This window comes from Arthrobacter sp. BC5, assembly GCF_056680255.1.
The window spans coordinates 2,784,543-2,795,817 of sequence record NZ_CM155273.1 but is presented as its reverse complement, the minus strand read 5'-3'; the positions used below and the strand labels follow the sequence as shown (position 1 = coordinate 2,795,817).

Sequence of the window (11,275 nt, the reverse complement as noted above, 5' to 3'; positions counted from 1 at the left end):
CGTGCCGGACCGCGACGCATTCCACGAATCGATCCGCGCACCGGCGCGCCTGACGGAAGGGGGCCGGCATGAACGAGCAGGACCCCCTGAAGAGGAGCCGCCTGGGCTTGCGCGGCATGCTCCTGGCCTCCGGCACGGTGCTCGTGGCCAGCAGCGTGTTCCTCGCCCCGAATGTCGGCCTGCTGCAGGGCAGCGCCCCCACGACCGCCCTGCCCGAACCGCTCCCGGCGTCGGAGGGCGCTGAGTCCGCGCCCGCCGACGCCACCATCCAGGCCCAGGGGGCGGCAGCGGGCCCTGCCGAGCCGCTCCTGCCGGTCTACTGGCTCGGCGACGTCGATGGGGGCGACAGGCTGTTCCGGGAATTCCTGGCGGCGCCCGACGAGACCACCGGCGACCCCATCGCCGATGCGGTGCAGCTCATGACATCGGGGCGGCCGCTGGATCCCGACTACCGCTCGCCCTGGCGGAAGGCATCGAGCGTACGGTCCTCGATCTCGACGAAGAACGTGATCACCCTCGACATCTCCTCCGACGCCTTCTCGGAGAAGCTCGGCCCGGACGACGCGCGCCTCGCCCTCCAGCAGCTCGTCTACACCGCGACGGCTGCGGCGTCGAACGCCGGCCTGATCCAGGGCGGCGAAGCGAGTTCGATCGTCGTGCTCGTGGACGGAGCAGCGGACTACCGGGCCTTCGACTCCGTCGACCTCGGCGGCGAATGGACCCGCGACACGTCCGCTCTCGCTCCTGTATGGATCATCGACCCCCAGGAGGGGGTCGAGGCGGAATCCGCCGCGCTGACCATCCGCGGGCTCGGACCGGCCTCGGAGGACACGGTCTCGTGGCGGATCGACCGCAGCGCGGACGGCTCCGAGGGCGGCGACACCGCTCTCTTCAGGGACGGCACCGTGGACATCCTGCCCGAGGACGGCGCTCCCGGTGCCTATTCCTTCTCCGTGACGCTTCCCCCCGGACGGTACGGGATCACGGTGTCCGCCCCTACCGGCAGCGGTGAGGCCGAGGACTCGAAGACGGTCGTCGTGAGGTAGTCACCCCGCGGCAGGGCAACCCGCTCCGGCGGCCTACCAGCGCCCGAGCAGGTGGTTCAGCAGGACCAGGGCCGCCGGGCCCGCCGAGGACGACCGCAGCACGTGGGGTCCGAGCCGGGCCGCACGAGCACCGACGGCCAGCAGCTTCTCGAGCTCCGCCTCGCTGATCCCACCTTCGGGCCCGACGACGACGGCGGTGGACGACGGGGCGTCGAGCGAACCGGCGGCACGGAGCGCCGACACCTGGTCGGCCAGGGACGACCCGGCGTCCTCGTGCAGGACGACGACGCGGTCAACGGACGCAGCTGCCCAGGCGGCCAGCCGCGAGGTGTCCATGACGGCATGGACCTCGGGCACGAAAGACCGTCGGGACTGCTTCGAGGCAGCACCCACGAGGGACACCCACTTCTGCCGACCCTTCTCCGCCCTGTCGCCGCGCCATCGGACGATGCTCCGTTCGGCGTGCCATGGCACGACGGCGTCGACGCCGAGCTCGGTCGCCGACTCCACGGCCTGCTCGTCGCGACCGCCCTTCGCCAGGGCCTGGACGAGCAGGAGCGTGTGGCGTGGTGCCGGCTCCTGGCCGGCCGTCTCCACCCGGACGTCCACGGTGCCCGCCCCCACCGCGGAGATCATCCCGCCGATCCGGTAGCCGGCTCCGTCGGAGACGTCGATGCGTTCCCCCGCGGCGAGGCGGCGCACGGTCGCCGCGTGGCGACCCTCGTCCCCGCCGAGGACGAAGACGCTACCCGGGGACGCGGCACGGACGGCCTCACCGGGCCCGAAGAAGAGGGGGCGCGTCATGCTCAGCGGTTCCCGAGGCGCTCCCGCAGGCGTGCGAACACGCCGGAACCGCTGCTGGCCAGCTGGCCGTCCGTGTATTCCTCGTTCCGCAGCTCCGCGAGCCTGCGCAGGAGCTCCTCCTGCTGCTGGTCGACGTTGCGGGGCGTCTCCACGTTGAGGTGGACCCGCAGGTCTCCCCTGCCCTGGTTCCTGAGGTGCGTGACGCCCAGCCCGCGGAGGGTCAGGATCTCGCCGGACTGCGTGCCCGGCTTGATGACCAGCTCCTGGTCGCCGTCGTACGTGTCCAGGTGCACGCTGGTGCCCAGCGCGGCCGCCGTCATCGGGACGCTCAGCGTCACGTGCAGGTCGTCGCCGTTGCGCAGGAAGGTCGAATCGGTGGCGACGCGGATCTCGACGTAGAGATCACCCTGGGGTCCGCCCGCGATGCCGGCCTCGCCCTGGCCTGCCAGCTGGATGCGCGTGCCGGTGTTGACGCCGGCGGGGACCTTGATGGTCAGCGTGCGCCGGGCGCGGATACGTCCCTCGCCGCTGCACTCGTGGCACGGGCTGGGGATGACGGTGCCGTACCCCTGGCAGGTGCCGCAGGGCGCGCTCGTCATGACCTGGCCGAGGATCGAACGCACGGCGCGCTGGACCTGTCCCGAACCGCCGCAGATGTCGCAGGTGCGGGGCGAGGTGCCGGGCTGGCAGCACGTCCCGTCGCAGGTGGGGCACACCTCCGCGGTGTCCACCTCGATCTTCTTGTTCGTGCCGAAGACGGCGTCCTTCAGGTCGATGCGCACATTGATGAGCGCATCCTGCCCGCGGCGCGTCCGAGAAGGAGCGCCCGGCTGGCCGCCTCCGCCGAAGAAGGTCTCGAAGATGTCCTGGAACGCGAAGCCGGAACCCGAGTAGCCCGATCCGTAACCGTTGTCGGTCCCGTTCTCATTGCCGGTCGTGTCGTAGACGCGCCGCTTCTGGGGATCCGACAGGACCTCGTAGGCGTGGCTGACGCGCTTGAACTCCTCCGACGCGTCGTCACCCGGGTTCACGTCCGGGTGGAGCTTCCGGGCGAGCTTCCGGTACGCCTTCTTGATTTCCTCCCCGGTCGCGCCCTGCGCCAGACCGAGGACCTCATAGTGATTACTCACTCGTGCACATCACTTCCTGTTGGAGACTTCTGTCTTCTGCCCGCCGGCGGTGCCGGCGGGCAATACTGCGGGCTGCCGTAGCCGGGCTACTCCTCGAGGATCCTCGAGAGGTAGCGGGCGACGGCGCGAACCGCGGCCATCGTGGTCGGGTAGTCCATGCGGGTGGGACCGAGGATCCCGAGCTTCGCGCCGGCATCCGGACCGTAGCCGGTCGCCACGACGGAGGCGCCCGAGAGACCTCCGTAGGGGTTCTCGCTCCCGATCCTCACCGAGATGCCCCGCGCGTCGTACTCCATCTCGGACAGCAGCCTCAGCATGACCACCTGCTCCTCGAGCGCCTCGAGGACGGGACCGATGCTCAGCGGGAAATCACCCGTGGACCTCGCGAGGTTGGCCGTGCCGGCCAGCAGGATCCGGTCGTCCCGTCCGAGTCCGGCGAGCTGCTCCAGCGCCTTCACGATGGTACCCCCGTGCGCCCTCAGTGCAGGAGGCAACTGGGACTGCGCGATGCCGAGCTCGGCCGGCAGGGCCGACAGCTTGACGCCGGACACCGCAGAGAGGATGCGCTGCTTCAGTTCGGCGAGCTCCGCCTCCTGGAGGTCGCCATCGGTGCGCACGATGCGCTGCTGCACGGTGCCGTTGGTCGCGATCAGGACGACCAGGATCTGCTGGGGCGCGAGCAGCACGAATTCGATGTGCCGGACGGACGCACCACCGACGCGGGGGAACTGCACGACGGCGACCTGGTTGGTGAGCTGCGCGAGCAACCGGACGGTCCGGTCCATGACGTCGTCGAGGTCCTCGGCACCCTCCAGGAGGGTCTGTATGGCCTTCTTCTCGGGGGCCGAGAGCGGCTTCACCTCGGAGATGCGGTCGACGAAGAGGCGGTAGCCCTTGTCGGTGGGAATACGCCCCGAACTGGTGTGGGGGGCCGCGATGAGCCCCTCCTCCTCGAGGACGGCCATGTCGTTGCGGATCGTGGCGGAGGAGACGCCGAGCTGGTGGCGGTCGACCAGGGCCTTCGATCCGACGGGCTCCCGCGAATGGACATAGTCCTCGACGATGGCCCGGAGCACCTCCAGGCGTCGCGGTTCACTCATTCCTGTGCACCTCCGGATCTGTCCCGCACTCACGACCACGCTTCCAGGGCGGTCCCGGCCGGTTAGCACTCGACACACCCAAGTGCCAAGTCTAGTACGTTCGGAGCGATTGTTAGCATTGGGAACCCGGGCCGCGGCACACCGCCGGAGCCCTCGTGGGAAGGACGGGCCCGGCATGGACTACGGCTGGGGAGCACAGGATATTACGGCTCCGAAGCGGGTCGCCCTGCCCGACGTCCCCGTCGAGCAGGACATGGTCCTGGAGGACGTCCAGAGCGGCTTCGTCGGAGCGGTGGTCCGCGTCGAGAAGTCCGGCGGGCTCCACGTCATGGTGCTCGAGGACCGGCGCGGCAAGCACCGCACGTTCAGGCTCGGCCACGGATTCCTCCTCGACGGACAGCCCGTCCACGTCGTTGCGCCCGCCCTGCGCGCCGCTCCGGCGGCCACCCGGACGGCGTCGGGTTCGGTCCGGGTCGAAGGCGCCCGGGCGCGGACGGCGCGGGCCAGCAGGATCTGGGTCGAGGGCCAGCACGACGCCGAACTCGTCGAGAAGGTGTGGGGCGACGATCTCCGCCTCGAAGGCATCGTCGTCGAGCCGCTGCACGGCGTCGACGACCTGGAGGGGGCGGTGCGGGCGTTCGGTCCCGGGCCGCAGCGCAGGCTCGGGATCCTCGTGGACCACCTGCTGCCGGGGACCAAGGAGTCCCGGATAGCCCAGCAGGCGATGACCGTCCCCGGAGCCCGGAGCCACGTGCTGATCGTCGGGCACCCCTATGTGGACGTCTGGCAGGCGGTGAAACCGGCCGCACTCGGGCTCGACGCCTGGCCCGTGGTGCCGCGCCACCAGGACTGGAAGACGGGTATCCTCGCGGGGCTCGGATGGCCGCACTCCAACCAGGCGGCCGTGGCTCACGGCTGGAAGCGGATCCTCGCCGGAGTGAGCACCTACGCCGACCTCGAGCCCTCGCTGCTCGGGAGGGTCGAGGAAGTCATCGACTTCCTGACCGCTCCCCCGGGCACCGCCTGAGCCGTCCGCTCCTCGTCACCACGTATCCTTGGAGCACCTTCCGGGGAAGGTCCTCCGCCAGCCAGCAAAGGAATCTCGTTGTCCAATACCGCCGACCACCAGCACCACGGACGGGGCGAATCGCAGCCGGTGTTCGAAGGAATCCCGGCACAGGCCCTTCCACTGACGGCATCCGAGGATCGCCAGTACGCGACACTGGCCCACTTCGGTGGGATCCTGGGCTTCATCCCTTCCCTGCTGATCTTCCTCATCTTCAAGGACCGCGGCCCGTTCACCGCGCAGGAGTCCAAGGAGGCGCTGAACTTCACCCTTCCGCCCACGATCCTCGCACTGGCGGCGTGGCTCCTGTCGCTCGTGCCGGAGATCGGCGGCGTCTTCGCCGTCGTGAACGCCCTCATCTGGGTGGCGATCACGGTCTTCTCGGTCAATGCCGGCATCCAGGTCAATCGCGGACGCCCGTACCGCTACCCAGCCAACCTGCGCCTGATCCGCTAGCTCGGCACCTCAGTCGGGCAGGAGCCTGCGCACCACGGCGTCGGCGAGCAGCCGGCCCCTGAACGTCAGGACCACCCGACCGGCGAAGGCCGCGGTCGGCTCGACGAGCCCGTCGGCGATCAGTCCGGCGACGGCTCGTCGGCCGGACGTCGCCAGCATCTCCGTCGCCAGGCCCTCGCGCAGCCGCACCCGCAGCATCACGTCCTCGACGTAGCGGTCCTCACCGGACAGCTCCTCCCGTCCGGCGGCGGGAGAGCGGCCCGCTCCGAGGGCCTCGGCGTAGGGGCGCGGATGCTTCACGTTCCACCAGCGGGTACCGCCCACGTGCGAGTGCGCCCCGGGTCCGACACCCCACCAGTCGCTGCCACGCCAATAGGCCAGGTTGTGCCGGCACTCGTCCGCGGGAGTCCGGGCCCAGTTGCTCACCTCGTACCAGTGCAGGCCGCCGGCGGTCAGCATCTCCTCCGCCAGCGCGTACTTGTCCGCGTGGTCGTCGTCGTCGATGGGCGGCACGAGGCCGCGACGGATGCGGGAGGCGAGCCGCGTCCCCTCTTCGATGATCAGGGCATAGGCGGAGATGTGGTCCGGGCCGTAGGACAGGGCCGTGGACAGGGAGGTCCGCCAGTCCTCCAGGGACTCTCCCGGCGTGCCGTAGATCAGATCCAGGCTGACCTTCAGCCCGGCCTCCCGTGCCCACTGCACGGCCTGCGGCACGCGTTCGGGCGAATGCGTGCGGTCGAGCACGGCGAGGACGTGGGGCACCGCGGACTGCATGCCGAACGAGACCCGGGTGAAGCCTGCCTCCTTCAGCACGCGCAGCGACTCCGGGGTCACGGAATCGGGATTGGCCTCGGTCGTGACCTCGGCGTCGGCCGCGAGGCCCCACTGCGCGGTGGCCGCGACCAGGATCGAGGCGAGGTCCTCCGCCGGGAGCAGTGTCGGCGTGCCGCCGCCGAAGAAGACCGTCGACAGCAGCCGGGCCGGTACGCCTGAGGACTCCAGCACCCGGGCCCCGAGGGCGAGCTCGGCGAGCACCGAGCCGGCATAGGCGTCCTGGGAGGCCCCGCCGCCGAGCTCCGTGGCCGTGTAGGTGTTGAAGTCGCAGTAGCCGCAGCGGACAGCGCAGAACGGGATATGGACGTAGAGGCAGAAGTCGCGCCCGAGCGCTCCCTCCGCGGCTGCGGGCGGCAGGACGCCGTCCTGGGGCGCCGGCATGCCGAGCGGGAGCGCACTAGGCATGCCGGGTATCCCGTGTCACAACGTACGAGGTCACTTCTTGGCTTTGTCCTTCGACTCGTCGGAGGACAGGGCGGCGATGAAGGCTTCCTGGGGCACTTCCACGCGGCCCACCATCTTCATGCGCTTCTTGCCTTCCTTCTGCTTCTCGAGCAGCTTGCGCTTGCGGGTGATGTCACCGCCGTAGCACTTCGCCAGGACGTCCTTGCGGATGGCCCGGATGCTCTCCCGCGCGATGATGCGCGCTCCGATGGCTGCCTGGATGGGCACTTCGAACTGCTGGCGCGGAATCAGCTCACGTAGTTTGCCGGTCATCATCACGCCGTAGGCGTAGGCCTTGTCGCGGTGCGTGATGGCACTGAAGGCGTCCACCTGCTCGCCCTGCAGGAGGATGTCCACCTTCACGAGGTCGGACACCTGGTCGCCGTCCGCCTTCCAGTCCAGGGAGCCGTACCCGCGTGTCTTCGACTTCAGGAGGTCGAAGAAGTCGAACACGATCTCCGCCAGTGGCAGGCGGTACCGGATCTCGACGCGATCCTCGGAGAGGTAGTCCATGCCGCCGAGGACACCGCGGCGTTGCTGGCACAGTTCCATGATCGCGCCGACGAACTCCGAGGGCGCGAGGATGGTCGCGGACACCATCGGTTCACGCACCTCGGCGATCTTGCCGACAGGGTACTCGCTGGGGTTGGTGACCTTCAGGACGCGCTTGTCCTCGAGTGTGACCTCGTACTCGACGTTCGGGGCGGTGGAGATGAGGTCCAGGTTGTACTCGCGCTCGAGGCGCTCCCGCGTGATCTCGAGGTGCAGCAGGCCGAGGAAGCCGACGCGGAAGCCGAAGCCCAGTGCCGCCGACGTCTCGGGCTCGTAGACGAGCGCTGCGTCGTTGAGGGTGAACTTGGCGAGGGCGTCCCGCAGCACCGGGTAGTCCGTGCCGTCCAGCGGGTACAGGCCGGAGAAGACCATGGGCTTCGGGTCCTCGTAGCCGCCGAGGGACTGCGCAGCCGGCTTCGCCAGGTTGGTGACGGTGTCCCCGACCTTCGACTGGCGGACATCCTTCACACCGGTGATGAGGTACCCCACCTCGCCGACGCCCAGTCCCTTGGACGGCTTCGGCTCCGGCGAGCTGACGCCGATCTCCAGCAGCTCATGGCTGGCCCGCGTGGACATCATCTGGATGCGTTCGCGCGGGCTGAGCTTGCCGTCGACCACCCGGACGTAGGTGACCACGCCGCGGTACGTGTCGTACACGGAATCGAAGATCATGGCACGGGCCGGTGCGTTCGGGTCGCCGGTGGGGGCCGGCAGGTCCCGGACGATCTTGTCCATGAGGGCCTCGACGCCCACGCCGGTCTTCCCCGACACCATCAGCACGTCCTCGGGTTCGCCGCCGATCAGGCTTGCAAGCTCCGCCGCGTACTTCTCGGGCTGGGCAGCCGGGAGGTCGATCTTGTTGAGGACCGGGATGATGGTGAGGTTGTTCTCCATCGCCAGGTACAGGTTCGCCAGCGTCTGGGCCTCGATGCCCTGCGCGGCGTCGACCAGCAGGATCGCGCCCTCGCAGGCGGCGAGCGATCGCGACACCTCGTAGGTGAAGTCGACGTGGCCGGGCGTGTCGATCATGTTCAGCGCGTAGGCCGTGCCATCGACCTCCCAGGGAAGACGGACGGCCTGGGACTTGATCGTGATGCCGCGCTCACGCTCGATGTCCATGCGGTCGAGGTACTGCGCCTTCATGTCCCGCTGCTCGACGGCTCCGGTGAGCTGGAGCATGCGGTCGGCCAACGTGGACTTTCCGTGATCGATATGGGCGATGATGCAGAAGTTCCTGATGATCGCCGGATCGGTGGCGGCAGGCACCGGCGCGGTGCGGGCCATGGGTGACACGTAGGTTCCTCACTTTTACGGGACAGGATCGGCATGCAGGAACCGGCCGGGCCATCCTCGGGGGCGGCCGGCGCTGGTCCACGCCGTTTCACACCTCCTAGTGTCCCACGGAGCCGCTCGGCACCGGCAATCGCGCGGTTGCGGCAGGAAGTCCCCGAAGGGCTCGACGCGGCGCTCGCTAGGATTCGAGCATGGCGATCACAGTCCGTTCCCTCCTGTCCCTCGCGACCCGCGTCGTCCGTGCAGTCAACAGCACCTCCGGCCGGGCACCGGCCGAGCGGAGGGGCACCCGGGACCGCCGTCGGCCCGCCGGTGCGCCGACGACGCCAGGGCGGGCGGGGGCGCAGGGACTGCCGGGGCGGCCCGGGGCGTCCGAACCGTCGGCGTCACGGAAGGCGAGGAACCGACGGCGGACGGCGGTGCTGGCCTACTCGCCCTCCGCCGACGGCAAGCCCGATCCGGGTGAGATCGTGTGGACCTGGGTCCCGTACGAGGAGGACCCGACGCAGGGGAAGGACCGCCCGGTGCTGTTGATCGGCCGTGACGGCGGAACCCTGCTCGGCCTGATGCTCACGAGCCGGGACCGCAACACCTCCCGTGACCGCGACGACCGCTACATCGACATCGGTACCGGCGCCTGGGACCGGCAGGGGCGCCCGAGCGAGGTGAAGGTCGATCGCCTGCTCCGTATCGCGCCGGTCGACATCCGGCGCGAAGGGGCTGTTCTTGCGCGCCCGCGCTTCGAGGAGGTGATTGCGGCCGTACCCGACCACCTGCTCGCCTAGCCGGCTCCGCCGCGGTGTTCTACCAGGCGTCCTCCAGCTGCCGGAGCCCTCAGTCGGGCAGGGGCTGCCTGCCCGACCGGTGATGCCTTCACCCGGCCTGCGACCGGCGCAGGAGTCGGGGATTCGTGCGCCTTTCTGGTAACCTTTATAGCTGTGTGTCCGCGCAGGTCTTCGGGCACTTTGGCCGATCGCCACACGGTATCCCCACGCCGCTCAGTCCTTGATCGGCCGAAATACCCTCACGACCCAGTCCGCAATACAAAGAAAGTTCTCATACGTGGCAAATATCAAGTCCCAGAAGAAGCGCATCCTCACCAACGAAAAGGCGAGGCAGCGCAACAACTCGGTCAAGTCCGAGCTCAAGACCGCCATCCGCGCCGTGAACACGGCCGTCGAGGGCGCTGACAAGGACGCTGCCGCTACCGCGCTGCAGGCGGCGAGCCGCAAGCTGGACAAGGCTGTCAGCAAGGGTGTGCTGCACAAGAACAACGCAGCGAACCGCAAGTCCGCGATCTCCAAGAAGGTCAACGCGCTCTAAGCTGCGGATCGCTTCGACGCGGGCCGGCTCCTGATGGAGCCGGCCCTCGTCGTTTAAGCGCCGGCATGCACGCGCCGGCATGCAAGCGCCGGCATGCACGCGTCCACCTTCATGCGCGGGCGGATTAGAACCGGCCGGGTCCCCGGCCGTCCGGAAACCGCCGGCGTCCGTCCCGGCTTCCCGGTCGGAGCGGTATCCCCCGCTCAGCCGTCCCCGAGCGCGATCACGGTGACGGCCCGCTCCACCGCGTACACCGGATCACGCGATTCGCCCTTCACCTGGGCGTCCGCCTCCGCGAGGGCGCGGACACAACGTGCCAGGGCGTCGGAGCTGAAGCGCTGGGCTTCCTTCCGCGCCTGGTCCACCTGCCACGGTGCCATACCCAGATCCTTGGCGAGCTGCAGGGAGGACCCCCTGACGCCGTGCACCTTCGCGACCGCGCGGACCTTCATGGCGAGCGCCGCCACGATCGGTACGGGGTCCGCTCCCGTGGCGAGGGCATGGCGAAGCATGGACAGCGCCTGCGCGGTGCGTCCTGCCAGGGCGGCGTCGGCCACCTTGAACCCGGTTGCCTCGACCCTCCCCCCGTAGTACTTCTCCACCGTCTCCGCCGAGACGTCGCCCGCGGTGTCGGCCATGAGCTGCTGGCACGCCGCAGCAAGCTCGGGCAATTGCGAACCGACGGCGGCGACGAGTGCCCGCACCGCGTCGGGGTCGATCCGACGACGCGCCAAACGGAACTCGGCGGTGACGAATTCGGCCTTCTCGCCGTCCTTCTTGAGGGGCTGGCAGTCGACGATGGTGGACTGCATGGCCTTGACCGCATCCAGCAGCTTCTTGCCGCGATTCCCGCCCGAGTGGCGCATCACGAGGACGACATCGGGAGCAGGATCGGTCAGGTAGGCGAGCGCGTCGACGAGGAAGGCATCGTTCATCTGTGCCAGTCCCGACGCTTCGATGACCTTCCAGTCGCCGAAGAGCGACGGACTGGCGTGCATCGTGAGGGTTCCTGCCTCATAGGCTCCGGCGTCGAACCGAACGAGTTCCACTCCGGGCTGCGCTGCCCGCACCTGGCCCCGGATGGATTCGGCTGCTTTCGACGCGAGGTAGTCCTCCGGACCGGACAGCAGGACGACCGCCGCCGGCCGTACCTCCCGCCATGATGCCGCTTGCGGGCTCGAACCGCTGCTGCGGCCGGCCGGTGATCTTGTTGCCACGTGGCGAAGT

General features: G+C 69.3%; 11 protein-coding genes. 5 read left to right on the top strand and 6 right to left on the bottom strand.

Going from position 1 to position 11,275, the window contains the following annotated elements; all coding sequences use genetic code 11:
- Positions 1 to 68: 68 nt before the first annotated feature.
- A complete protein-coding gene (locus AC1MFI_RS13070; RefSeq protein ID WP_479817411.1) occupies positions 69 to 1,046 on the top strand; it encodes a GerMN domain-containing protein in 978 nt (325 codons plus the stop codon).
- A 33-nt stretch (positions 1,047 to 1,079) separates the two neighbouring features.
- Here the strand turns inward: AC1MFI_RS13070 and AC1MFI_RS13065 are convergent, their stop codons facing one another.
- From AC1MFI_RS13065 to hrcA, 3 genes are all read right to left on the bottom strand, one after another.
- A complete protein-coding gene (locus AC1MFI_RS13065) occupies positions 1,080 to 1,850 on the bottom strand; it encodes a 16S rRNA (uracil(1498)-N(3))-methyltransferase (RefSeq protein ID WP_479817410.1) in 771 nt (256 codons plus the stop codon).
- Between the two features lie 2 nt (positions 1,851 to 1,852).
- Positions 1,853 to 2,980 (bottom strand): molecular chaperone DnaJ, encoded by a 1,128-nt coding sequence (dnaJ, locus tag AC1MFI_RS13060; RefSeq protein ID WP_479817409.1) that lies wholly within the window; start codon positions 2,978 to 2,980, stop codon positions 1,853 to 1,855.
- Positions 2,981 to 3,066: 86 nt separating this feature from the next.
- Positions 3,067 to 4,080: a heat-inducible transcriptional repressor HrcA gene (hrcA, locus tag AC1MFI_RS13055; RefSeq protein ID WP_400483597.1), complete on the bottom strand. Its 1,014-nt coding sequence runs from the start codon at positions 4,078 to 4,080 to the stop codon at positions 3,067 to 3,069.
- Positions 4,081 to 4,255: 175 nt separating this feature from the next.
- On the opposite strand from hrcA, the gene AC1MFI_RS13050 reads away from it, so the two are divergent.
- Positions 4,256 to 5,107: a DUF3097 family protein gene (locus AC1MFI_RS13050; protein WP_479817408.1), complete on the top strand. Its 852-nt coding sequence runs from the start codon at positions 4,256 to 4,258 to the stop codon at positions 5,105 to 5,107.
- Positions 5,108 to 5,185: 78 nt separating this feature from the next.
- Positions 5,186 to 5,602 (top strand): DUF4870 domain-containing protein, encoded by a 417-nt coding sequence (locus AC1MFI_RS13045; RefSeq protein WP_479817407.1) that lies wholly within the window; start codon positions 5,186 to 5,188, stop codon positions 5,600 to 5,602.
- A 9-nt stretch (positions 5,603 to 5,611) separates the two neighbouring features.
- Here AC1MFI_RS13045 and hemW read toward each other — a convergent pair whose 3' ends face one another.
- Together hemW and lepA are read right to left on the bottom strand one after the other, a co-directional pair.
- Positions 5,612 to 6,841, bottom strand: coding sequence for a radical SAM family heme chaperone HemW (gene hemW, locus AC1MFI_RS13040; protein WP_479817405.1), 1,230 nt, complete (start codon positions 6,839 to 6,841; stop codon positions 5,612 to 5,614).
- A 30-nt stretch (positions 6,842 to 6,871) separates the two neighbouring features.
- On the bottom strand, positions 6,872 to 8,725 hold the full coding sequence (gene lepA, locus AC1MFI_RS13035) for a translation elongation factor 4 (RefSeq protein ID WP_400483601.1): 1,854 nt from the start codon (positions 8,723 to 8,725) through the stop codon (positions 6,872 to 6,874).
- 191 nt (positions 8,726 to 8,916) lie between these two features.
- Between lepA and AC1MFI_RS13030 the strand changes: the two genes are divergently transcribed.
- Positions 8,917 to 9,510: a type II toxin-antitoxin system PemK/MazF family toxin gene (locus AC1MFI_RS13030; protein ID WP_479817404.1), complete on the top strand. Its 594-nt coding sequence runs from the start codon at positions 8,917 to 8,919 to the stop codon at positions 9,508 to 9,510.
- A gap of 277 nt (positions 9,511 to 9,787) precedes the next feature.
- A complete protein-coding gene (gene rpsT, locus AC1MFI_RS13025) occupies positions 9,788 to 10,048 on the top strand; it encodes a 30S ribosomal protein S20 (protein WP_087075755.1) in 261 nt (86 codons plus the stop codon).
- Positions 10,049 to 10,251: 203 nt separating this feature from the next.
- Here rpsT and holA read toward each other — a convergent pair whose 3' ends face one another.
- Complete coding sequence (gene holA, locus AC1MFI_RS13020; RefSeq protein WP_479817402.1) at positions 10,252 to 11,265, bottom strand: DNA polymerase III subunit delta; 1,014 nt, start codon at positions 11,263 to 11,265, stop codon at positions 10,252 to 10,254.
- Between the last annotated feature and the right edge of the window lie 10 nt (positions 11,266 to 11,275).

Coding starts and splice junctions, on each gene's coding strand:
- AC1MFI_RS13070 (WP_479817411.1), top strand. CDS start 69: ATGAACGAGCAGGACCCCCTGAAGAGGAGCCGCCTGGGCTTGCGCGGC.
- AC1MFI_RS13065 (WP_479817410.1), bottom strand. CDS start 1,850: ATGACGCGCCCCCTCTTCTTCGGGCCCGGTGAGGCCGTCCGTGCCGCG.
- hrcA (WP_400483597.1), bottom strand. CDS start 4,080: ATGAGTGAACCGCGACGCCTGGAGGTGCTCCGGGCCATCGTCGAGGAC.
- AC1MFI_RS13050 (WP_479817408.1), top strand. CDS start 4,256: ATGGACTACGGCTGGGGAGCACAGGATATTACGGCTCCGAAGCGGGTC.
- hemW (WP_479817405.1), bottom strand. CDS start 6,841: ATGCCTAGTGCGCTCCCGCTCGGCATGCCGGCGCCCCAGGACGGCGTC.
- AC1MFI_RS13030 (WP_479817404.1), top strand. CDS start 8,917: ATGGCGATCACAGTCCGTTCCCTCCTGTCCCTCGCGACCCGCGTCGTC.